The 23,947-nt window shown below is 38.1% G+C and carries 23 protein-coding genes; 9 read left to right on the top strand and 14 right to left on the bottom strand.

What is annotated here, in order from left to right:
- Positions 1 to 100: 100 nt before the first annotated feature.
- Together RZ78_RS05500 and RZ78_RS05495 are read right to left on the bottom strand one after the other, a co-directional pair.
- Positions 101 to 610, bottom strand: coding sequence for a YbhB/YbcL family Raf kinase inhibitor-like protein (locus RZ78_RS05500; protein ID WP_054608360.1), 510 nt, complete (start codon positions 608 to 610; stop codon positions 101 to 103).
- Positions 611 to 621: 11 nt separating this feature from the next.
- Positions 622 to 1,083, bottom strand: a complete 462-nt coding sequence (locus RZ78_RS05495) for a hypothetical protein (protein WP_054450422.1) — start codon at positions 1,081 to 1,083, stop codon at positions 622 to 624.
- Positions 1,084 to 1,215: 132 nt separating this feature from the next.
- On the opposite strand from RZ78_RS05495, the gene RZ78_RS05490 reads away from it, so the two are divergent.
- The gene (locus RZ78_RS05490; protein WP_054608359.1) at positions 1,216 to 2,079 is read left to right on the top strand and encodes an NAD(P)-dependent oxidoreductase; all 864 of its coding nucleotides are present in this window, start codon (positions 1,216 to 1,218) and stop codon (positions 2,077 to 2,079) included.
- Positions 2,080 to 2,119: 40 nt separating this feature from the next.
- Here RZ78_RS05490 and RZ78_RS05485 read toward each other — a convergent pair whose 3' ends face one another.
- From RZ78_RS05485 to RZ78_RS05465, 5 genes are all read right to left on the bottom strand, one after another.
- Positions 2,120 to 2,890, bottom strand: a complete 771-nt coding sequence (locus RZ78_RS05485; protein WP_054450418.1) for an ABC transporter ATP-binding protein — start codon at positions 2,888 to 2,890, stop codon at positions 2,120 to 2,122.
- Entirely contained in the window at positions 2,883 to 3,779 is an 897-nt protein-coding gene (locus RZ78_RS05480; protein ID WP_053795734.1) for an ABC transporter permease, read from the bottom strand. The genes RZ78_RS05485 and RZ78_RS05480 overlap by 8 nt, the downstream gene beginning before the upstream one ends.
- Complete coding sequence (gene trpX / locus RZ78_RS05475) at positions 3,776 to 4,771, bottom strand: tryptophan ABC transporter substrate-binding protein (RefSeq protein WP_034531438.1); 996 nt, start codon at positions 4,769 to 4,771, stop codon at positions 3,776 to 3,778. Before trpX ends, RZ78_RS05480 begins: the two co-directional genes overlap by 4 nt.
- A gap of 376 nt (positions 4,772 to 5,147) precedes the next feature.
- Complete coding sequence (locus tag RZ78_RS05470) at positions 5,148 to 6,788, bottom strand: APC family permease (RefSeq protein ID WP_054608358.1); 1,641 nt, start codon at positions 6,786 to 6,788, stop codon at positions 5,148 to 5,150.
- A 166-nt stretch (positions 6,789 to 6,954) separates the two neighbouring features.
- Complete coding sequence (locus RZ78_RS05465; protein WP_054608357.1) at positions 6,955 to 7,329, bottom strand: VOC family protein; 375 nt, start codon at positions 7,327 to 7,329, stop codon at positions 6,955 to 6,957.
- Between the two features lie 197 nt (positions 7,330 to 7,526).
- Between RZ78_RS05465 and RZ78_RS05460 the strand changes: the two genes are divergently transcribed.
- Positions 7,527 to 9,080, top strand: coding sequence for an ABC-F family ATP-binding cassette domain-containing protein (locus tag RZ78_RS05460; protein WP_034531619.1), 1,554 nt, complete (start codon positions 7,527 to 7,529; stop codon positions 9,078 to 9,080).
- 288 nt (positions 9,081 to 9,368) lie between these two features.
- On the opposite strand, the gene RZ78_RS05455 is transcribed toward RZ78_RS05460, so the two are convergent.
- From RZ78_RS05455 to RZ78_RS05445, 3 genes are all read right to left on the bottom strand, one after another.
- Entirely contained in the window at positions 9,369 to 10,178 is an 810-nt protein-coding gene (locus RZ78_RS05455) for a hypothetical protein (protein WP_034531443.1), read from the bottom strand.
- A 206-nt stretch (positions 10,179 to 10,384) separates the two neighbouring features.
- The gene (locus tag RZ78_RS05450) at positions 10,385 to 11,296 is read right to left on the bottom strand and encodes a proline iminopeptidase-family hydrolase (RefSeq protein ID WP_054608356.1); all 912 of its coding nucleotides are present in this window, start codon (positions 11,294 to 11,296) and stop codon (positions 10,385 to 10,387) included.
- Positions 11,297 to 11,332: 36 nt separating this feature from the next.
- Positions 11,333 to 13,753, bottom strand: a complete 2,421-nt coding sequence (locus RZ78_RS05445; protein ID WP_054608355.1) for a Xaa-Pro dipeptidyl-peptidase — start codon at positions 13,751 to 13,753, stop codon at positions 11,333 to 11,335.
- A 141-nt stretch (positions 13,754 to 13,894) separates the two neighbouring features.
- Here RZ78_RS05445 and RZ78_RS05440 point away from each other — a divergent pair, with 141 nt between their 5' ends.
- Together RZ78_RS05440 and RZ78_RS05435 are read left to right on the top strand one after the other, a co-directional pair.
- Positions 13,895 to 14,311, top strand: coding sequence for a bis(5'-nucleosyl)-tetraphosphatase (locus tag RZ78_RS05440; RefSeq protein ID WP_054608354.1), 417 nt, complete (start codon positions 13,895 to 13,897; stop codon positions 14,309 to 14,311).
- 3 nt (positions 14,312 to 14,314) lie between these two features.
- Entirely contained in the window at positions 14,315 to 14,869 is a 555-nt protein-coding gene (locus RZ78_RS05435) for a guanylate kinase (protein WP_054608353.1), read from the top strand.
- A gap of 33 nt (positions 14,870 to 14,902) precedes the next feature.
- Here the strand turns inward: RZ78_RS05435 and RZ78_RS05430 are convergent, their stop codons facing one another.
- The 3 genes from RZ78_RS05430 to hflX are packed head-to-tail and all read right to left on the bottom strand — an operon-like array spanning position 14,903 to position 17,223.
- Positions 14,903 to 15,226: an AzlD domain-containing protein gene (locus RZ78_RS05430; RefSeq protein ID WP_053795726.1), complete on the bottom strand. Its 324-nt coding sequence runs from the start codon at positions 15,224 to 15,226 to the stop codon at positions 14,903 to 14,905.
- On the bottom strand, positions 15,213 to 15,920 hold the full coding sequence (locus RZ78_RS05425) for an AzlC family ABC transporter permease (protein WP_053795725.1): 708 nt from the start codon (positions 15,918 to 15,920) through the stop codon (positions 15,213 to 15,215). The genes RZ78_RS05430 and RZ78_RS05425 overlap by 14 nt, the downstream gene beginning before the upstream one ends.
- 25 nt (positions 15,921 to 15,945) lie before the next feature.
- Complete coding sequence (hflX, locus tag RZ78_RS05420; RefSeq protein ID WP_424580133.1) at positions 15,946 to 17,223, bottom strand: GTPase HflX; 1,278 nt, start codon at positions 17,221 to 17,223, stop codon at positions 15,946 to 15,948.
- Positions 17,224 to 17,524: 301 nt separating this feature from the next.
- Here hflX and RZ78_RS05415 point away from each other — a divergent pair, with 301 nt between their 5' ends.
- The 5 genes from RZ78_RS05415 (at position 17,525) to RZ78_RS05395 (ending at position 23,231) form a co-directional block, all read left to right on the top strand.
- Positions 17,525 to 19,150 (top strand): peptide ABC transporter substrate-binding protein, encoded by a 1,626-nt coding sequence (locus RZ78_RS05415; protein WP_054608351.1) that lies wholly within the window; start codon positions 17,525 to 17,527, stop codon positions 19,148 to 19,150.
- A gap of 130 nt (positions 19,151 to 19,280) precedes the next feature.
- The gene (gene opp3b / locus RZ78_RS05410; RefSeq protein ID WP_053795722.1) at positions 19,281 to 20,210 is read left to right on the top strand and encodes an oligopeptide ABC transporter permease; all 930 of its coding nucleotides are present in this window, start codon (positions 19,281 to 19,283) and stop codon (positions 20,208 to 20,210) included.
- Position 20,211: 1 nt separating this feature from the next.
- Positions 20,212 to 21,231, top strand: coding sequence for an ABC transporter permease (locus RZ78_RS05405; RefSeq protein ID WP_054608350.1), 1,020 nt, complete (start codon positions 20,212 to 20,214; stop codon positions 21,229 to 21,231).
- Positions 21,232 to 21,240: 9 nt separating this feature from the next.
- Positions 21,241 to 22,287: an ABC transporter ATP-binding protein gene (locus RZ78_RS05400; RefSeq protein ID WP_053795720.1), complete on the top strand. Its 1,047-nt coding sequence runs from the start codon at positions 21,241 to 21,243 to the stop codon at positions 22,285 to 22,287.
- 11 nt (positions 22,288 to 22,298) lie between these two features.
- On the top strand, positions 22,299 to 23,231 hold the full coding sequence (locus RZ78_RS05395; protein WP_054608349.1) for an ABC transporter ATP-binding protein: 933 nt from the start codon (positions 22,299 to 22,301) through the stop codon (positions 23,229 to 23,231).
- Between the two features lie 53 nt (positions 23,232 to 23,284).
- Here the strand turns inward: RZ78_RS05395 and RZ78_RS05390 are convergent, their stop codons facing one another.
- Positions 23,285 to 23,947 (bottom strand): histidine phosphatase family protein, encoded by a 663-nt coding sequence (locus tag RZ78_RS05390; protein ID WP_308438157.1) that lies wholly within the window; start codon positions 23,945 to 23,947, stop codon positions 23,285 to 23,287.

Here is a 23,947-nt window from a genome sequence, read left to right as displayed (position 1 = left end):
AAAAACTGGGAGGAATGTCACCGGTTGAATACCGGAACAATTCCTCCCAGAAAATTGCATAACCATCCTCCAATTTTAGGGGTTCAGGTCAACGTCTTTTTTAGTTTTCAACAGGTAAATCAACTTTTACTTGTTCGATAATGTGACCATCGATGTTATGAATTAGTTCGTTGTACCAGAAACCATCTTTGAAGTTTAGCTTTTGGTCTAACGCATAAACTGTCAATGTGTAATCATGAACACCACTTGGTGGTTTAGGTCCCATGTATTTGTGACTGATAGGTTGATCACCTAGGTTATAGATGTGACCAGCCGAACTATTATTACCTTGAATCCAATGTAATGGATTTTTTTGACTCGCGTTTTCAGGAACAATTACGTCCTTACCATCTAGACCAGCGACTAACCAATGAATCCATTCAAAACCACATACGGGAATTGAATCTAAATCAGTTAGCGCAAAGGCAATTTCTTTTGTATCAGCAGGAACATCTTCAATAGAGAAAGGAAATGAAACGATTGGAAAATCGTTTTGCTTAAATTCCTCAGCTGCATGACGGGTGTACTTGTCTGGTAGACGGTTGTTATCAAGTTTAACGTTTACTTTCAAGAATAATCCTCCTATCTAACAAATTTTAAAATGTAATAACCTTGCGAATCGGCTGAAACGGTGTATGTTTGGTAACCTTCTTGGATCCACTGATTTTGTGTTGCCTTCGCGTAGTTTTGCGCATCAGCAACAGAACTAAAGATGTGAGTACCATCAAACATTGTTTTCTTCTTTGATTGGTTTGATGAATTACTCTTATTTTGGTTATTCTTACTTTGTTCGGATGTATTTGATTCATCTGAACTTGAACTACTTTGATTACTTGATTGAGTCATCTTAGTGGTTTGATTGTCATGGTTGCTAGTGAAGTAGGTAACGGCTTTTACCCCGCCTAAGATTAATGCAGCCACAACGACGATAAAGATAATAATTGGCCAAATGTGGTTTGAATTTGACTGATTATTTTCGGAGTTCATAAATGTATCATCGAAAGTATATTTACGAATACGGTTGTCATTGTCACCATTATTCATAATAATAATCCTCCATTCGGAAAAAAGATTTACATATCCATTATAACAAATATTGGACCTGATAGGAATTAAGCTAAATGTTTGAAGATATCGATAAATAGCCTTAGTGTTTTAATTAAGGAGGGATGAAACATGACAATTGGATTTATTGGGACCGGTGTAATGGGTTCCTCAATGATTAATAATTTATTGAAGTCAGGATATGAGGTAAACGTATTTAACCGTACTAAGGCCCACGCACAAAGCGTAATCGATAACGGTGCTAAGTGGGTGGATACACCTGAACAAATTGCTCAATCTTCAGATGTTGTGATTACAATTGCTGGTTTCCCTGATGACGTAAAAGACATTTACTTTGGTGATAACGGATTATTCAAGGGTGCTGATTCAGACACCATCTTAATTGATTCCACCACTTCAACACCAAAATTAGACGAAGAAATCTTTGCAGAAGGACAAAAGAATGGTATCGAAACATTGGATGCACCAGTATCCGGTGGTGACGTCGGTGCCAAGAAGGGTACCTTAACCATCATGGTTGGTGGTAAGCAAGATACCTTTGATAAGGTCAAACCAATTCTAGATACCTTGGGCAGCCAAGTAAAACTATTTGGTGGTCCTGGTAAGGGCCAACATACTAAGATGGCAAACCAAATCATGATTGCCGGTACTATGACTGGAATGGTCGAAATGTACGAATACGGTAAGGCTGCCGGTTTGGACTTAGCTTCCATGATGGACACTGTTTCAAGTGGTAGTGCTGATAACTGGAGTCTAGATAACTATGGCCCACGTGTATTGAAGGGTGACTTTAAGCCAGGCTTTTCAGCTAAGCACTTCTTAAAGGACTTACGAATTGCCTTACAAGGTGCTGAAGAAATGCACATTGATTTACCAGCTACCAAATTAGCTAAACAACTATACGACAAGATGGTTAACGATTATCAATTAGGTAATGACGGAACCCAAGGACTTGTCAAAATATACGAAAAATAAGTTAAAAAAAAGGAAGACATCTTTTGATGCCTTCCTTTTTTTATTGAATATCATTGAAGAATGTAAGTAGTTCTTCTTTGGTTAGTTTTTTCTTGTCTTCACCTGAGATGTCGTATGAAATTTTTCCTTGGTGGAGTACCAATAGACGGTTTCCATACTTCAATGCATCTTCTAAGTGGTGGGTAATCATAAGACAGGTTAGATTTTGTTCCTTGATGGTTTCATCAGTGATGTCCATTAGGTTTTGGGATGTCTTAGGATCCAATGCAGCGGTATGTTCATCTAGTAGTAAGATGCCGGGTTTTTTGATGGTTGCCATTAAAAAACTCAATGCTTGGCGTTGACCACCAGATAGACTACCGGTGGCGGTGTTTAAACGATGATCTAAGTTGTTGTTCATCTTAGCGGTGATGTTTTTGAAACGTTTCATTTCACCCTTTAGCTTCCTAGGTACTAGGTGATGGTGACCACCGCGTTTTTCAGCAAGCAATAGGTTTTCAGCCACTGTCATACGAGGAGCAGTTCCTAGCTTAGGGTCTTGGAAGACACGGCTTAAAAATGATGTGCGTTTAACAACTGACATGTTAGTGATGTCTTTATCCTTGTAGATAACTTGACCAGAAGTAGGGCGAAGGTTGCCACCAATGGTGTTGAATAATGTTGATTTACCAGCACCATTGGAACCTAGAATGGTTATGAAGTCGCCTTCATGAATGTCTAGGTCAACGTGATCTAAGATGTTTAATTCTTCTGGAGTATCTTCGTTAACAGTCTTTACGACGTCTTTTAATTGAAAGATTGTCTTAGTCATTTTTTAGCCCCCTTTTCAAGACATGTTTTAGATGGAAACGACTTTCGAATGCGGGAAGACCCATGAAAATCGCAAGTAGGATTGATGAGATTAAGTTCAAGTCGTTGGCGTTGAAACCAAGTTGTAGAACTAGTAGTAATACTAGACGGTATAAAATACTGCCGACAATTACGGCAACTAGACGTTGGTTCATGGTTAAATCACCGAAGATAACTTCACCAATGATGATTGATGCTAGGGCAACAACGATGATACCGATACCCATGTTAACGTCGGAGTAACCGTTGTTTTGGGCAACTAAAGCACCACCTAGGGCGATTAGTCCGTTAGATACACTCACACCCATGATTTTCATGTTATCGGTGTTGATACCTAATGATTCGGCCATGTTTTCGTTATCACCGGTGGCGATGAAGGCTTGACCTAAATCAGTTTGTAGGAAGTAAATAAGAATTAAAGTTACGACGGTGATGACTACGAAACCAACGAAGACACCATCGAAGTAAGGTGGTAATGATTGTAGGAACTTACCGCTTAGTAAGGTAGGTAGACCTAATAGTGATTGGTTAGGCTTACCCATGATGCGAAGATCGATTGAGTATGAGGCAGTCATTACTAAGATTCCGGCAAGTAGTACAGGAATCTTGGCTTTAGTGTATAAAAGACCGGTAACAAGACCAGCGACACATCCAACCAAGAAGGCTAGGATGGTAGCTAAAACTGGATTGACACCATGAGCAATTGCTGTAACAGCAGTTGCAGCACCCATTGGGAAAGTTCCTTCAACGGTCATATCAGGGAAGTCTAGAATTCTAAATGTTAGGTAAAGACCAATTCCGATTACTGACCATAATAGTCCTTGTCCGATTGCTGAAATAATTAAACTCATTTGTAAATCACTCCGTTTCTTTTGGCTTCCTTAAGTAGGTAGTCAGGAATCTTGATACCAAGTTTCTTGGCTTGGCCTAAGTTGATTGCTAGATCACCATGGCTTAGTTTTTCGATTGGCATATCAGCTGGGTTAGCACCCTTTAGGACACGAGCGGCCATCTTACCAGTTTGAACACCTAGCTTGTATTGGTTCAAACCAATGGTGGCTAATGCACCTTGCTTAACAACAGTTGAAGCAGTAGGGAAGACCGGCACGTTTTTGGTGTTAGCAACGTTTACTAATGTCTGGATTGCTGAAGCAACGGTGTTGTCGTTTGGTACGTAGACGGCATCAACGTTTTGCACCATTTGAGTAGCAACTTGGTTTAAATCGTTAGTGTTTGAAATTGAGTATCCCTTAACGTTAACGTGTTCCTTCTTGCATAGTTCAACGAATTGATGATATTGAGATGTAGCTGAGTCATCGCTTGATGTGTAAATTACTCCTAGAGTATGTAGATTAGGCATAATTTCTTTGATTAGCTTTAATTCTTCCTTCATTGGAGGAAAATCTGAAACACCGGTAACTTGACGACCTGGGTGTTCATTTGAATCAACTAAACCAGCTGACTTAGGATCAGTAATCGCACCTAGAATAAGCGGGGCGTTTTTAACTGTGTTAGCTAGTACTTGCGCTGATGGGGTGGTGATACCGATTGACATGTCGACGTTTTCGGTTGCAAACTTAGAACTCATTGTCTTTAAGTTTCCTTGGTCACCTTCTGCGTTTTGAAAATCAATATTGATGTTTTTACCTGGAATGTAACCAGATTCCTTCAACCCATCGATAATTCCTTTATGGATAGCGTCTAGTGCGGGATGTTCTGTAAGTTGTAAAATCCCAACAGTAGGGGTGTGATCACGGCTGATCTTGTGTGGTTGTTTTTCTTGGTAAAAACCAAAACCTAGTAAGACTACTAGGACAAAAATGACTGTATAAAGTCTTTTCATAACTCATTCTCCTTTTGGCATAAAGCTTAAAATGGTACATAAATGCAATAAAAAAACGGATAACCCAAGACACTACAGGTTACCCGTTCTTATGGCCTGTGGTGTTTGAATCATATCCGCACAGGCTTATTTATTCGTGAGAAAGAAGCCGGTACAGATGCGCTTAATGATTGCATCATAAGTCGCATCTATACTAGTAATGCGACCTATAGGCACCAGCTTTGCCAACGAGAACTTAGATTTTTTGATAAAATATTCTTCATTGGTTCTTTCTCCTCTCATTTAAGTTAAGTTCATTTTAAGTTTAAGAATTATAATTGTCAAGAAATAAAATACCGGACAAATAAAAAAGAACACCAAATGGTGTTCTTATGCTTTATTTGTCTTCTTTATTTTCGTCAGTTGGTTCATCTTCATATGCGTCTAGATTGATTTGGTCATTGACCACTTTAGCATTATGAAGATCAGTACTTACCATTGAACTGGAAATTCCCCATCTGTAGAAAGCTAGGGAAACAATAATAATCACAACGAAGTCCAATGGATATGGAATCCAGTTTTGACCACCGAATGGTGCTGAACCTACGTATGACATTACTGAGATGAAGATTAGGTAACCAATCATCCAGAAACTTCCAGCGAATTGGTTCTTTGTCTTCTTCCAGTCAGTTTTCCATTCAAAGTAGAAGTAGAATGGAAGACCTAATAGAATAACTACGATAACCTTGACGGTTGTTGGCCACATTGCCCAGTATGCAGCTAAACTAGCTAACACGAAAGCTAATGGTGCCATGAATTGTAGCATTCTCATACGAATTGGACGTTTGAAATTAGGTGCCATTTTTCTCAATGATGTTACTGTAACTGGACCAGTTAAGTAAGCAATCAATGTTGAAGTAGAAATAACACTTGCTAGAGTGCCCCAACTTCTAAATAGAGCAACTAGTAGAACAGAAATGATCATGTTAACAACCATCGCAATTCTTGGAACACCCCAACGTTCATTGATTTTACCTAAGAACTTAGGCATGTGTTCATTTTGAACCATAGCGGCTAATGTACGACTTGTTTGAGCAACAAATGAAACACCAGTACCGAATGGTGAAATGAAGGCGTCAAAGTATAGCAATACGGCAAGCCAATGTAGACCTAACATAATTGCTAAGTCGGCGAATGGTGATTCGAAGTTGATACCATGCCAACCTACCTTGGCAAGTACTGATGGTTCTACGGCACTAATAAATGTAAATTGTAGGGCAACATAGATAACAATACTAATAGCCAATGAAATGGTAATACCTAAAGCGATATTACGTTTAGGGTTCTTAATTTCTTTTCCCATGTTAATAACAACTTGGAATGCATTGTATGAGAAAATAATTCCTGAAGCTGTTGTAGCTGAGAAAATAGCAGCGCTACCATAAGGCATGAAGCCTTGTGATGCGAAGTTTCCACCATGGAATCCAGATAGGATTAACATGATGATAGTAAGTAGCGGAATTCCTAGTTTAAAGATTGAAATAAAACTAGTGAATTTAGCTAGTAAATTAACAGACCAATAATTTAATAGCGTGAAGACTAATATGAAAAGAAAAACGACAAATAAACCTAGATTAGAAATTTCTCCATTAACGATAAAACCGTGAGTCCAATGAGCCCATTTCCATGGCCATGAACCCATATATTGGGTAGCGGCAACGGCTTCAATTGGGATCAAAGTTACTAATGATACCCAGTTAGACCAGGCAGCAATAAAACCTAATAGAGACCCGTGAGTGTATTGAGCATACTTACTCATACCACCACTTTCGGGGAACATTGAACCTAGTTCGATGTAGTTAAAGGCGATAGCACCAATAACAATAGCACCGATTATCCATGAGATGATAGCGGCTGGACCAGCAACACGGGAAGCTTCCCATGAACCGAATAACCAACCTGAACCAATAATGGAACTAAGTCCCAACATTACAATTTGAAATAAACCTACTTTTCTTGATTTCTTATTTTTTTTCATAAAACTCCTTTCATGGTCTTTGAGTATACTAACAAAAATCCATGTCCATGTAAAATGTTTAAAGACCTACCATGACACAGTTTTTGCTGCTTATTGGGCATAATAATAACGTTTGTTAGCACTTAAAATTAATTAAAAAAAGTGTGATATTGATTATAATTCTTAATTAATATTCACAAATTTCAATTACATTTTTTTCTGGATCATTTATGAAAAGTGAATTCATTGGTCCATTTGAACCATGAACTTTTTTGGGGCCGTCGATGATGGTAACGCCATAGTTGGCTAAATGGGCACTTAAGTCCGTTAATGAGTCCTTCGCAATGATGCAGAATTTAGATGAACCCGGCGTAGGATTTTCCGGGACATTATCGTCACTGTCATTTTGAAGGAAGATTAGTTTTTGCTTGCCAAGTTGGAATTCAAGTCTGTCATTAGTGAATTCAATGATTGGTAAATCTAAAACTTCATGGTAAAAACGCATGCAAAGCTTTAGATCATTGGCAAAGATTGTAATATGGTCAATATCTTTGACCTTCATTATGATCATTCCTTTTTTAAATTTTTACACATTCAATTATACCATTATCGATGGCTTTGCAACGATTTAATGTTGCTTGAACCGCCGAAAAATTGACGTTTGTCCCTAAAATGTGTTAATTTTGTAATTATATATAAGTACGGAATAGAAAAAAGGAGAAAAAGACTGTGGCTTTATTAGATGTTAAAGATATCAGTATGGGTTTTGCCGACAAAAAGCTATACGATGAAGCAAGTTTTACCCTTAATAAGGGTGAACATATGGGAATTGTTGGACAAAACGGGGTAGGAAAATCTACTTTGATTAAGATTATTACCGGAGTTGAATTGCCAATCTCAGGTTCAGTGAAGTGGCAAAACAATGTTAGCGTTGGGTACTTGGACCAATACGCTGATATTCCAGAAGGAATGACATTGATTGATTTTCTGCACACTGCTTATCAAGACCTATACGATAAATCAAAGCATATGCAAGAATTGTATGAACAATATGCAGAAAACTTTGATGACAAGTTGTTGGAACAAGCGGGAAGAATTCAAGAAGAACTAGAAGCAAAACGCTTCTATGATATTGAGACCGAAATTGAACGAGTAATCACTGGTTTAGGTCTAGATGATGTCAAACGTGATCAACAAATCACTAACATGTCAGGTGGACAACGCTCAAAGATTATCCTAGCTAAGTTAATTCTAGAAAATCCAGACGTTATCTTACTTGATGAACCTACTAACTACCTAGACGTTGCTCATATTGCGTGGTTGGAAGACTACATCAATGGTTTTGACGGTGCCGTAATGGTAATTTCCCATGATTACGACTTCTTGGAAAACGTTACTAACTGTATCGTAAACATCGCCTTTGGTAAAATTACCAAGTACCGTGGTGACTTCAAGTCAGCCATGCGTCAAAAGGCTGAACGTGAAATGGTTCAACAAAGGGAATACGATAAGCAACAAGTGGAAATTGAAAAGGCCAAAGCCTTCATTAGAAAGAATAAGGCTGGTTCAAAATCAACAATGGCTAAATCAAGAGAAAAGATGCTATCACATATGGAATTGGTTGATCCACCTTCGACTAACATCCATGCATCATTTAACTTCCCATACGAAGACACTGGTTCACAAAATGCGTTGGTTGTCGACGAATTATCAGTTGGTTATGACAAACCATTACTAAAACCAGTTAGCTTCTCGGTTAATACTGATGAAAAGGTTGGTTTCCAAGGATTTAACGGTGTTGGTAAGTCAACTCTAATCAAGTCTATTCTAGGAATCCTAGAACCAAAGGGTGGGAAGGCAACATTCTCACCATCAGCTAAGGTTAGTTACTTTAGCCAAGATTTGGTATGGAGCAACAACAATGAAACTCCAATGCAAATCATTCAAAACAAGTTCCCTAAGTTGGAGCAAAAAGAAATCAGAACAAAACTTGCTAAGTGTGGTTTGGATTCAGCAAATGCTTCCAAGCCAATCGGCGAATTATCCGGGGGAGAACAAACCAAGGTTAAACTAGCGATGTTGGAATTCACTCCATCTAACTTCTTAATCATGGACGAACCTACTAACCACTTGGATGACGAAACCAAGGAATCACTAAAACACGCGATTAATAACTTCCCTGGAAATGCAATTATCGTATCTCACGAAACTAGTTTCTATAATGGACTAGTGGACAAGGTCTTAGATGTTGAAAAACTAAGTCTAAGGGATGCCGACGAAATTGCCAAAGCACAAGGACAAGTAAATAACTAATTACAATAAGGAGGCGGACAACATCTATAATAGTCGAAAAGTGTGGCTAATCATCGCAGATATTATGATGTTGCTTTGGGCGCTTATATGTATTGAATGGTTAACCGTCAAAATTATTTTCATCGCCTTAGTATTATTCTTCGGCGGTCGCAATTTATACATTGACGATGGACAATTGATCGATACGAGATACAGTATCATAACAGCTGCCTGTTTTTCTTTATTTATTTTAATTAGTTTGTTTTAAGACAAAAAAGGAACCTACCAGAATATGGTAGGTTCCTTTTTTTACATAAAGTTACTTGGTTCGTCAGCGTAGTCATTCATAAAGTTTTTAGCATCACTGTATGAGGCAAACTGACTGATGATGGTGATATCTTCTTTGTGTTGTCGGTCGTTTCGATAGTTGACCTGTTTAACTAAGAAGTATTCTTTAATATCATCTAAAGCTTGTGATTCATTGTTTCTTACATATATTTGGAGGTAAACGTGTTGGTTGGAGAATTCCAATTCACGTTTGGATAGCTTAATGTATCCCTTAGAATTCAATTGATTTTGACGGGGATGCTTTTCCGCAAGGGCATTATCGCTGTTACAGAAGTAAACTAAGAACCAGTAAATATTCAAGAAGAACATGAATAGGGCAAAACAGTTTCTAAATAGTGTTTGCCAGAAGTCTGATCCAGCCGCATATGATCTGGCTTCAACGATAAATTTAAAGTCAATTAGACTTTCTAGATTAGTAGCAAGCAAACAAACAGTAAAGACGATAATCCAGACATATTTGTATAGCTTGATTAGTTGACGCCAAAAGTTGTGATGCAAGTTATCAAGATAGCGATGGTGCATCGAAGCTTCTGATACTAAGAATAATCCGCACAATAGAATGAAACAGATTAATGGAATTTTGTAACTCGTAATTAAGTAGAAAATACTTAATAGGAAGTTATTCATTGAATTAGTTAGAAAAGACGGTACTCGGTATCCAAAGATTTCAAGGACAACAAGGATAATTGCGCCTTCTCTGAATAGGTTGATGAATCTTTCAACGCTGTTACTGTTGGTTCGATTCAACACGATATTATAGACGTTTTGCATTTTGATGACTCCTTTAATTCAGTAAAGATAGTTATACCACGAAAACATTAAAAATAATATAAAAAAAGAACCCAGTGGGTTCTTTTTTCAGACCCCGTAGGTCTTTTTTTCAGAACCTCGTGGGTTCTTTTTCAGACCTAGTAGGTCTTTTTTCGAACCCCGTGGGTCTTTTTTGACTTTCAGAACTTCAGAGTTTCAGAGAGTTCTTACTTATTAAATGTATTGTTTTCCACTTCACGAATAAAAGTAGCTAAATGATCGTAGTAAACGGGGGCGTTATCAATCATATGATGATGACCAGCATTAGGAGTTGATACAAACTTAGCGTTTGGAATCATCTTAGCCATACGTTTACCAGTTTCAACAGGCATTGATTCATGTTCACCGAAGGTAACTAGGGTAGGCACATGGTTTTCTGATAGATGATCAGTGTTATGCCATTCACCTAATTTACCAGTAATAACGAATTCGTTGTCACCTTGGAACTTGTTGTAAATATCAGTATTGGATACGCTGATTAAGTGTTCCAACTTAGATGGTTGTTTACGGTCGATGTAACCCTTGTTTAGTTGGTCAACATCGTTTTGGTAACGTTCGTTGTCGTAGTCGTTTTCAGCTTCACACTTCTTCATGAATTCTAATTCATCTGGAGCAAATTCCTTTTCACGAATTTCATCTAAGTGCTTAGTGTAATCGTCGATGTCATCGACCATTGATGAGATGATGGCACCCTTTAGGTGATCTCCATATTTTTGTGCGTATAGTTGAACTAACACACCACCCCAAGATTGACCGATTAAGTAGAAGTCATCTAGACCTAATTTTTGTCTAACTTCTTCAACTTCGTCAACGTAGTAGTCGTAAGTTAAAATCTTGTCAGCAATCTTAGGATCTGAAAAATCAGGGGTATCGGAATACCATGAACCTAATTGATCATAGTAGGTAACGGCAACATCTAGTCCTTGTTTCTTTAATTGGTCAGCTGAATCTTCCCAGTATTCGTGGGTTCCACCAGGGCCACCGTGTAAAGCAAGTAAGTTAATCTTACCTTCACCAGAAGTATGTGTCCATAAATGATAGCCATTATCTAAAGTGATAATTTTTGTTTGTTGTTTCATGACAATCCCTCGTTTCAATTTAAATTACTATTAATCTTAGTCCTTGTTGAAGGGTAGTTCAACAGCTGAGTCTGATAAATCAAGAGTGTACTTAACATCTTGGTTACCACGAATAGACTTGTCGAAGTCAGTTGCATAGATGACAACAGCCAGTTGGTGTCCAGCCTTAACCTTGTATACGTTTGGTTGTAAATCAAAGTTAACTTCGTAGAATTCTTCAGCTTTTAGATCACTTACTTGGTAATCGTTGTTTCTGTTTTGCATGTTGATGTGACCTTCAGCAATCTTCTTGAATGGAGTCTTCTTACGACTCATCTTGAATTCGCGAAGGCTATCTTCACGCCATAGGTAGCCTAATTGAATCTTAGCGTGGTCAACAGATTCTGGTTGAGCGTTTAATCTGAAGTCTTCACCTAAATCGATTAGTTGGGCACTCAACATACCGAAGTCTTTAGATGATGATGCAGTCAAGTGGATGTGAGCTTTACCGTTGATAGTGACATCCTTTAGAAGTTTGTCGAATGTAAAGATGACACGGTTGTCGTTGATAGGAGCATCGCTTCCACCAATTACCAAGTCGTTTTCCCACTTGTTGACGTCATTGCAGTATGTTTCAAAGTCCTTTTCGTCTAGTGAGTCTGAGAAACTAACCTTGTCGTCAGTAACTTCAGAATCATCTGATGGTTTAGCTAATTCGAAACGTTTTAGGCTTTCATCTTCGTCGAATTCATCGATTTCATACCAGTTTTGGTCGGTAGCATTGTCTTGAACCAAGATATTAGGGATTAGGTTGTCGGCATCGTTTTCAACGTCCAGCAACTTGTTGGTGAACCAAAGGTTGACCATGTCGGTGAAATCAAGTGATTGGAATGCGTTGATGTAGATGTGTTGACCTTGGTGTAAAATCATCTTCTTTGAGATATTTAATGGGTCAACGGCATGCCAGATGTTAGCGACATTAATTGGCTTGACGTTTTCGTCGTTTAAACCGTGAATAAAGAACATGTCGGCCTTAATCTTCTTAGCGTCGTTTAGATAGTTACGCTTGTCCCAAAAGGCATTGTAATCACCAGATTCTCGATCTTGTTCGTTAGTGATGTTGGTTAATTGGATTTCCCATTTCTTTTCGTTCTTGATGTCCTCGGCAGCTGACTTCTTACGACTGTAAGTTTCGGCAGCTAACACATCGGCATCTTCACCTTGGAAACCACCGGGAGCCATAACTAATCCGTTTTCACGGTAGTAGTCATACCAATTAGAAATTGCGGCTTCAACTAGGCAGGCCTTTAATCCGGCAACACCAGTAGTAGCAGCAGCAATTTGTAAGGTTCCTAGATATGAACGACCAGACATTGCAACGTTTCCGTTTGACCAGTAGGCTTCGATTTGGTTGTTGTCGGTACGGTTGGTAAAGGCAACACGGTTTCCGGCAAGCCATTCGATAACGGCAGTTGCTGAGAGGGTTTCATACTTGTCACCAGTGGTTCTAAAGCCATCTGATTCGTAAGTTCCGATTCCAGCGGAGTAGACAACGGCGTATCCGCGAGCCAAGAAGTAATCGTTTAGAGTGTATGATTGTTCACGGCTAAATGTTTGTTCAGCCTTTCTAGTCTTACCTTCAATGTTACGTGCAGCAGGTAGTTCTGGGTCTTTTTCCTTCTTGCTGATGTCTGATAGGGACACAGTGTTAGGTTGTTTGTGTTTAAGACCTAGGTTAACGTTGTGGGTTAACTTTTCACCGTCGGTATCGTTGGTGCCTTGGTTGTAAGGACTAGCAGTAAAGATGACAGGAACGGCATTCTTGTTGCTTTCCTTCGGACGAATGATTTCAGTCTTTAATAGGTCTAAATTGCCGTCATTATCGGTATCCATCGGAGATTCAACGTAAACAACTTCACGAATTAAGTTGTTAGTGTCGTAGACCGGCATGCTCTTACCATTGAAGATAAGTGGTTTGTCGAATTTATTGTAGTTTTGTGCGAAGTAACCTTCACCGGCTAGGTAATCGATTAAAGTCACACCGTATTTAGTGTGGGTATTCAATAGAAGATACCATGCACAAATCACGTCGTATAGGTTCATTGGATCATGAACGTCGGCGATTGGTAGGTTTAGAGTTTGCATCTTAGTGATGGAGTTATCGATTAAGAAATCTTCACCGACTGTGAACTGTAGAAGTTGTAACGCAATGTTGTAAAACGCAATCTTGGATAGTGGGGCGTTTTTGTCTAGGTAGGTTAGTGCGTCATCTTCAAAACTAGCCATGATTTGTGATATTTTTTGTCCTCGAATGGCTAAACTTTGTGAATCTAAAAAGTAAGTCATCAAGAAGTGTTTTAATAATGCTGATGGGTTGTTAATTTTATCAGTTTCTTCGTCTAAGAAATGAATAGCGCGTAATTCATTCTTAGCAACTTTTAAATTGTAATCAGCAATTGCATATTGATGATTTTTCATAATTATTCTCCTAACTTATGTATAGGTTTGTTTTCATTATATCAGATTAAGTAAAACATCTATTCAGTTTTACTGATAAATACTTAATGATAATCTAGCAAAATGATATAATGATAGCAAATCAAATGTGGAGGGATGATTATGGTAACAGAGATTGACGGAGGTGCCATCGTGTACCGTGTAGTTGATAATAAGCCAGTCTACCTATTAGAAAAAAGTGCTACTAGTGACTTCTGGGGATTCCCTAAGGGCCACGTTGAAGGCGATGAAACGTTAGAACAAGCAGCAATTAGAGAAATTAAGGAAGAAACCGGCATTAACGCCACTATTGATACCGAATTTAGTATTGATGCAAACTATGACATGAAAAATGGTCACCATAAAGTGGTTACTTTCTATACTTCCAAAGTCGATAGTGATAAAGTAACACTACAAGTTGAAGAAATCAGCGACTATGTCTGGGCTCCTTTTGATGAAGCAATGGAGATTGTTACCTTCGATAACCTAAAAGACATTTTGAAACAGACTAACGAATACATCGTAGAAAAGCTGGGATAGCCAATGGATGCAAAGAAATTAATAGTGATTACCGGTCCGGCAGGAAGTGGTAAGACTTCTCTTAGCGACTACGTGATTGACAAATACCACGCAGCTAAAGTAATTACACATACCACAAGAGCACCACGATATGGTGAACAAAATGGTATTGATTATTATTTTGAAAATAACGAATCATTTAATCAATTGCATTTATTGGAACACGTTGAATATTCAAATGCCAAGTACGGATCCTCAATAGAGGGCATTAACGAAGCATGGTCCAAAAATGATTTAGCAATTATTGTTTTAGATACATTGGGTGCATCTACATATAAGGAAAAACTAGGGGATCAAGCAATGGTTTGGTTTGTCCAAGTCAACGACCCGGTTATCTTACGTGAACGAATGATTAAACGCGGTGATGACATTGAACGTGTTAATCAAAGAATTAGCAGCAATGAATACAAACGCGACATCGAAATTCCAGATAATTTGAAAGATGTCGCAACAATAATTGAAAATAATGATTGGCAGAAAGCGCAAAACCAAGTTGATGAATTAATTAAAACAATCTAAAAAAAGACCTAACGTAAAGTTAGGTCTTTTTATTTATATTAATCGAATGATTGCTAATGAGATAATCCCAACAATCACGACTACTAATAAACTTTTGGTGATGATGGCAGCAATAACTGATGGAATTGATGCGATTAGGTTTTCCCAGTTGATTGAAGGTAAGTGGCCCAGGTGTTGGACGAATAGTTGTGAGAACCATAACGTTGCCATGATCACGATGGGGACAAAACTTAAAAACTCTTCAACAGTTTTTGATAGTTTAAATTTCTTTAACAGGATGAATGGCAATACACGTGAAAGCCATGTTACTAAGGTACATCCAATGATGGTTAATAGCGTGAAATTAAAAGAAGACATGTTTGATAATCACTCCAATCAGACAAGTAATTAGTGTTACTAGTAGGATTAATAGGTTGCTTGGAATAAAGATTAATCCAATAAATACCATGATGAAGGTGATTAAAATCATCAGTAGCTTTAATTTCAATGGCATACCGTTTTTGGCAATCACTTGTAGATATAATAATCCGATAAACATTGCAACAAGGGCAAAGTCTAATCCAATCGCGTATGGATTATGGATGAAACTACCGGCAACGGCGCCGACAAATGAGGCACCAGCCCAGGTTAGATAAGATACGATGTTAGCGGTATTGAACCAGGTAAACGTTAACTGATTATCTGTGTAGTTAACTTTATTCATACCCAACGCAAAACTCTCATCGGTTAAAAAAGAACCAATTAAAATATTTTTTAACATCGAATCATTTTTGAAATATGGTGCGGTGGTGATACTCATTAGAATCATTCTGGAGTTGACCAGAAAAATTGCTAGCACAATCGAAAAGATTGGATTATGCAAAGCCATCATTGATACCAAAATAAATTGTGCTGATCCAGCATAAACAGTCAATGATAAGATGGCGACTAGCCAGGGACTAAAGCCAAGGGATTTCCCGATAATTCCAAAAGCTAGTCCAATTCCAATGTATCCAAACATTGTGGGAATACTTTCTTTAATTGCTGACCTTGCAGTTAGTTGATTGTCGATATCTCATCACATCCTTAGGAAAAAATTAGTTATTAATAAGATATTGTTTAAATCGTTCACTGTCAACTGCGGTTAGTTCTGCTTTAACCTTGGTTCCTTCGGCAACATATTCTGTTGAAAGCACATTGGCCTTAGTATTTAGGTAGTTGACGATGTCACCTTTATCAAACGGAATTAAGAATTCTTCTGTGACGTAATTTTTATAGCTATTTTCCCTAATGATATGAACTAATTCATCAATGGAGTCTTCTTCAAGTGCTGCCATGATTAGGTTATCACCGGCACGTTGGGGACGAGGTTCGTCTAAGATATCGGCCTTATTGAAGACGGTAATCATTGGGATATTTTCGACTCCAATTTCCTTCAATGTTTGTTCGGTGGTATTCATCATTAGTTCCTTATTTTCATCGGCTTCGTCGACTACTTGGACCAATAGATCCGCATTAGCAGCTTCGGCCAAAGTAGAACGGAAGGCCTTCACCAATTGGTGAGGTAACTTACTTACGAAACCAACGGTGTCAGATAACAACATAGTTTTGTTGTCATCAAAAATTAGTTTTCTAACGCTGGTATCCAAGGTAGCAAACAACATGTTTTTAACCATGACTTGTTTTTCTTGGTTTTCGCCGTAGCGGTTAACCAGTTGGTTCATGATGGTTGACTTACCGGCATTGGTGTATCCAACTAAGGCAACAGTAGGGATGTTTTTGCCATCACGTTGCTTTCTTTGGGTTAAGTCTGATTTTTGGATATCCTTTAGTTCTTGTTTAATGTGAGAAATATCCTTTTCAATCACACGACGGTTTAATTCCAGTTGAGATTCACCGGAACCACGGTTGGTGAACCCACCACCCCCGCTACCAGTTTGTTGATCTAGTCGTTGACTAGCACTGGTGTGCAAACGAGGTAGTTGGTATTGCAACTTGGCCAATTGAACTTGAAGTTTTGCTTCGTGAGTTCTGGCACGGTTGGCAAAGATTTCTAAAATTAGACCTGTACGGTCGATGATTTTTGTTTCAGTTTGTTTTTCTAAGTTTCTGATTTGGCTAGGTGATAGTTCATCGTTAACAATGATCATGTCAGCGTCTTTATCCAAGACGGTCATCTTTAGTTCTTCAACTTTACCTTTACCGAAGTATGTGGCTTTATCGGGATGATCTAGCTTTTGAACCAGACGAGCCACAACTTCTAGGTTATTAGCTTCAGCTAGGGCAGCTAATTCAGTCATTGAGTACTCGAATTGCTCATTGTCTAGGTTTAAACCGATGATAACGGCAGTTTGTTGTTCTGTATCCAAATGAATACCTCCTTGTTATTTTTATCCATTATACCATTTACGTATCATTAATAAGAATGATTATAAAAAGAGAAAAAATTAGAAAGTTTTAATATAGTTATGAGTGTATCTTTTATAATGATTAGATTATCTAATGTATCTAAATGGTCTGATAAATTAACGTTTTCTTTACTTTTTAAGATACAAATATTCAACTAAATTAGAAATAAATTAGAAAAAGTATTGCGCTTTATAATAGATTGGTGGTATTATTTTCACAATCCTTTTAAACAAAAACTTTTTAGTAAGGAAATTGGGGGTAATGGAAATGAAAATGAAATCCGTAGTAAAGCTAGGGGTTGTTGGTGCTGCATCAGCATTCCTACTAGCGGCTTGTGGTAATTCTTCAAAGGAATCCACAAGTAAGTATATTAATTGGCAAGAAAATTCACAGTTACCTACACTAGATGCTTCTAAAGCAACCGATACACTTAGTTTTAGTACATTAAATAATAGTAATGAAGGACTATTAATTAGTGCTACTAACAATAAAGTGAAACCTGGTGTAGCTGAAAGTTACAAGGTATCAAAAGATGGTAAAACATATACATTTAACTTACGTCATTCGAAATGGAGTGATGGTAAGCCTGTAACTGCGAAGGACTTCGTCTACGGTTGGCAACGTACTGTAAATCCTAAGACAGCCTCACAATACTCATACTTATTCTCAGACATTGAAAATGCTGATTCAATTGGCAAGGGTAAGGCACCGGTTTCATCATTAGGTGTAAAGGCAGATGGTGATTACAAACTTGTTGTTACATTGAATAAACCTCAAGATTACTTCAAGTACTTAGTAACTATGGCACCTTTCTTACCACAAAGCGAATCAGCAGTTAAGAAATTTGGTTCAGCTTATGGTACATCAAGCAAGGACATGGTTTACAACGGACCATTCAAGGTCGAAGGATGGACTGGTACAAACAACTCATGGAACTTAATCAAGAATAAAGATTACTACAATGCAAGTAAAATTAAGGTTGCAGGTATTAAGATTAATGCTCAAAATGATGCTAATACTTCATTAAATCAATATGAAACTGGGCAACTTGACTCAGTTCAATTAGCTGGTGCACAACAAGTTGGTAAGTACAAGAATTCAAGTGAATATCATGCATTGAAACAGGCTTCAACTTTCTACATTGAATTAAATGAAAAGAAAGATCCTATCTTTAAGAATGCCAACATTAGAAAGGCTATCTCATTAGCAATTGACCGTGATGAATACACTAAGAACACTTTAGGTGACGGTTCAATCTCAGCTGTAGGTTACGTATCACCAGACATGTCAAAACGTAACGGTAAAGACTTTACTGAATACGCTGGAACTAAGACAGGTGTAACTTACAACTTAGCAGAAGCTAAGAAACTATGGGCTAAGGGTCTAAAAGAAGTTGGTAAGAAGTCAGTTAACTACTCAATCCTATCAGATGATACAGATTCTGGTAAGAAGACTACTGAATTCCTACAAACCGCTCTAGAAAAACTACCTGGCCTAAAGGTATCTGCACAAAACATTCCATTTAAGTCAAGATTGACTCGTTCACAAAATGGTCAATTCGACATGGTTGTTAGTGCATGGGGAGCTGATTTTCCAGACCCAATTTCATTCCTACAATTATTTACTACTGATGGTTCGTACAACAACGGTAAGTGGAGTAATGCTAAATACGATGCATACGTTAAGAACGCTGAAGGCGTAGACGCAAACAACCCTGCAAAACGTTGGAACGATTTAGTAAATGCTGAAAAAGAATTGATGGCTGATCAAGGAATTATCCCTCTATACCACCAAGTTCAATCACGTGTTATCAAGCCTCGTGTAAGTGGTGTACAATTCTTCCCTACAGGTTCATCATATGACTTTAGAGATGCTACAATTTCAAAAAAGTAAAAAGTTAAATTAAATTAAGTTTTTTCATTGAGAAGAGTTTTAGATAACTACTATAATGGATATAGTCGAATCTAAAACTCTTCCGTACATAAAGGGGCATTTTCCCGAAAGATTGTGAGGATAAAAAAATATGGTTAAGTTTTTAGCAAAACGAGTTTTTTACTTGTTATTAACGTTATTCATAGTTGTGACTGTGACGTTCTTCTTAATGAAGTTAATGCCAGGAACACCGTTGACTAACGAAGCCAAACTTTCCCCAGCCGAACGTTACATGGTGTTAAAACAATACGGCTTGGATAAACCAGTTTGGCAACAATACATTAGTTACCTAGTGAACGCTGTTCACGGTAACTTTGGAACATCATTCCAATTCAGTGATCAACCAGTTTCATACCTAATCTCAAGTCGTATGGGACCATCACTTCTATTGGGTGCTCAAGCAATGGTTGTCGGTGTTATCGCTGGTATCATTGTTGGTGCTATCGGGGCAATCAAGAAGAGTACTTGGGTTGATACTTCAACGACTATCATCTCAATTCTAGGAATTTCAATTCCATCATTCGTCTTCTCAGTATTACTACAATACGTAATTGCTTTGAAGTGGGGATTACTACCAATCGCCGGTTGGAGTGGATTTGCATACACAATTCTTCCAACATTAGCATTGGCAGCAATGCCATTAGCCGAATCAGCACGTTTCGTACGTACTGAAATGGTTGACGTTTTAAGTTCAGACTACATTGAACTAGCAAGAGCCAAGGGACTAAGCAAATTCGGTATTATTTACCACCATGCTCTAAGAAATAGTTTAATCCCATTGGTAACAATCATCGGGCCATTGGCCGTAAACATCATGACTGGATCACTAGTTGTTGAAAACATTTTCGCAATTCCAGGTATTGGTGAACAATTCGTTAACTCAGTGTTAACTAACGATTACCCAACAATCATGGGACTTACAGTTATGTATTGTTTCCTATTATGTGTCGTATTATTAATCACCGACATCGTATACGGAATAATCGATCCAAGAATCAGAGTAGCAGGGGGAAGAGAATAAAATGGCAGATAAAGCAAAACAACTACCAAAAGACGCCTTTGAACCATTATCAGATGGTGCACATTTAGATAATGAAAAAATTGCGGCTCCTTCTCTTACTTTTGTGAAGGATTCATGGCGTCGCCTAAAGAAAAACAAAGCGGCAATGATTTCACTATACATTTTGATTTTCTTATTTGTCGTATCATTTGGATCAGCATTGATTCCTGCATTCAGCAGCATTTCAACTCATCCAAACTTAAACAACTTACCACCACGTATTCCTGGAATTGACATTCCTGGATTTAACGGAACTTTAGTGCAAGGTGGAGCACGTGTTAACGCCTATACTGGTGCCGCTGCTAACCATCACTTCTGGTTAGGTAGTGACTACTTAGGTCGTGACTTGTTCGCAAGAACATTATTCGGTACTAGAATTTCACTATTAATCGCCGTTGTTGCAACTTTCTTCGATTTAACTATCGGGGTTGCTTACGGAATTATCTCAGGTTGGATTGGTGGAAAAGTTGATACTTTCATGCAACGTGTCATCGAAATCCTACTATCAATTCCTAACCTAGTTGTTATGATTCTTCTACTATTGGTATTAAAACCTGGTATTCCTGCAATCATCATCGCGATTGCATTTACCAGTTGGATCAACATGGCTCGTTTAGTTCGTGCTCAAACACTTGAACTAAAGAGTCAAGAATTCGTGCTAGCTGCACGTTCGCTGGGTGAAAGTTCATTTAAGATTGCTTTCAAGCACTTATTACCAAACTTAACTTCAGTGATCATTATTAATACTATGTTCACTATTCCAAGTGCTATCTTCTTCGAAGCATTCCTATCATTTATCGGAATTGGGGTTCCAGCTCCAGCAGCTTCATTAGGTACTTTGATTAGTAACGGTCAAAAGTCATTCCAATTCTTACCATATCAAATGTGGGTTCCAGCAATCGTTCTTTCATTATTAATGATTGCATTCAACATTTTAGGTGATGGTCTAAGAGATGCATTTGACCCTAAATCAAGAGAGTAGGTGACAAGAATGGAAAACAAGGAAAACATCCTAGAAGTTAGAAATTTATCAATTAATTTCAAAACTTACGCGGGTACTGTTCAAGCCATTCGTGACATTAGTTTTGATTTGAAGAAGGGTGAAACCCTAGCAATCGTTGGGGAATCAGGTTCTGGTAAATCAGTAACTACTCGAAGCATTATGGGTTTGAACGCAACCAACGCTGATGTTGTCGACGGAAGCATCGAATTCGATGGCCAAGACATTTTAAAACTAGATGAAAAAGAATTAAGTAAATTACGTGGTAGCAAGATTGCTGAAATCTTCCAAGATCCAATGACTTCATTAGACCCAACTATGAAGATTGGTCGTCAAGTTGCTGAACCACTAATGATTCACCAAGGTTTATCCAAAGAAAAAGCAATGGCTAAAGCCTTGGAAATGTTGAAACTTGTAGGTATTACTAATGCCGAAGAACGAATCAATGACTACCCATACCAATTCTCTGGTGGGATGAGACAAAGAATCGTGATTGCGATTGCGTTAGTAAACTACCCAGAAATTTTAATCGCTGATGAACCAACCACTGCGTTGGACGTTACCATCCAAGCTAAGATTCTGGAATTAATGAAGGAATTACAAACTAAGATTAACACTTCAATCATCTTCATTACCCATGATTTAGGGGTAGTTGCAGGAATGGCTGATCGTGTTGCAGTTATGTATGCGGGTAAAATCGTTGAATACGGAACTGTTGATGAAATTTTCTACAATCCAAAGCACCCATACACTTGGGGATTATTAGGTTCAATGCCTACTTTGGATACTGACGAAGATGTATTACCATCAATCCCAGGTACTCCTCCAGACCTATTGGAACCACCAGTAGGGGATGCATTTGCTGCTAGAAATAAGTATGCATTAAAGATTGACACAATTGAACAACCACCATTCTTTAAAGTTTCTGACACTCACTACGCAGCAACATGGTTGTTAGATGATAGAGCTCCTAAGGTGACTCCACCAGCTGACATCGTAAAGCGTCAAGAACACTTTAAAAATACTAAACAAGGATAGGTGGTGACAATATGTTAGATAAAGATGCACCAAAAATTTTAGAAGTAAAGAATTTAAAACAATACTTTAACGTTGGTCGTAAAGACGAAGTTAGAGCTGTTGATGATATTACCTTCAATGTCCATGAAGGGGAAACCTTCGGACTAGTTGGTGAATCTGGCTCCGGAAAGACAACCACAGGTCGTGCAATTAGTCATTTGTATGAACCAACAGGCGGCGAAATCATCTTTGAAGGTAAAGATGTTTCAAAATTAAAGACTAAAAAAGATGAAAAAGAATTCAGAAGTGATATCCAAACTATCTTCCAAGACCCTTACGCATCATTAAACCCTCGTATGAAGGTTAAAGACATTATTGCAGAAGGTATCGACATTAACCACTTAGCCAAAGACAAGGCTGATCGTGATGCCCAAGTCGAAGAATTATTGGAAACTGTTGGTTTGAACAAAGAACATGCCAATAGATATCCGCATGAATTCTCTGGTGGACAACGTCAAAGAATTGGGATTGCCCGTGCCTTAGCTGTTAAACCTAAGTTCATCATTGCCGATGAACCAATCTCAGCATTGGACGTGTCAATCCAAGCCCAAGTAGTTAACCTACTTAAGGACTTACAAAAGAAACGTAAGCTAACATACTTATTTATTGCCCATGATTTATCAATGGTTAAATACATTAGTGACCGTATCGGTGTCATGCACTATGGTCGTATGTTAGAAATCGCTGATGCCGATGAACTATATGCTCATCCATTACACGACTACACTAGAAGTTTACTTTCAGCTGTTCCGGTACCGGACCCTGAATTTGAAAGACAACGTGAGATCGTAGATTACGATGCAAGTGTTGAAAGTGACGGAAAGCAACGTAAGTTAGTTGAAATTGCTCCTAACCATTATGTTCGTGCTGCCGATGACGAAATTCAAATGTACAAGGATCGCTAAACAGCTAAAAAAATAACCGTTACTTTGTTAAGTAACGGTTATTTTTACGTTGATTAGACGTTTTCACTTAAGTTGTTGTAGTATTCAACGCTGATTTCACTGGCGTCAGCATTTGATACTAGCTTTGAAACACTTCCGTTTTCGATTGGTTCGGAAACGTCGATGGTGTCATCCTTGAATTGGTCAACAGCCCATCTGATGATGGTACCGTGAGCCGCAATCATGATGTTGTCACCGTCGTTAGCGTTTTGAATGACTTTCTTTAAGCCAGGGATGAAACGATTCAATAAGTCTTGATTGTTTTCAGCATCACCGTATGGATCGTGGGCAGCAATTAAATCGGCTGTACCCCCCATACCTAGTTTGCTAATCATCTTGGCATAATTGTCCATGCCGTCTGGTCCACCAATTTGGTGCCATGCAGCTTCGCTATCGTTTCCTTCAAAGTAACCAAAGTTTTCTTCACGGAAAGCTTTATCTGCAATAGGTTCTTCAATATCTGAGGGATTTTGTTGCAATACATATTTTCCAGTATCAAAAGCACGAGGCATATCACTGGAATATGCGTGATTGAATGTAATTGAACTTAATCTTTTTCCGGCATCAATGGCATCGGCAATTCCCTTTTCAGTAAGAGGGGCGTTAGCGATTCCTTGAATACGGTTGTATTTATTTAAATAAGTTTGTCCATGACGAACAAGATAAATGTTAATCAT

Origin of the sequence: Apilactobacillus kunkeei (assembly GCF_001308195.1) — a bacterium.
In the GTDB taxonomy this organism is placed as follows: Bacteria; Bacillota; Bacilli; order Lactobacillales; family Lactobacillaceae; genus Apilactobacillus; species Apilactobacillus kunkeei_C.
The sequence above is the reverse complement of the archived record's forward strand: the minus strand, read 5'-3'. Positions and strand labels throughout refer to the sequence as shown.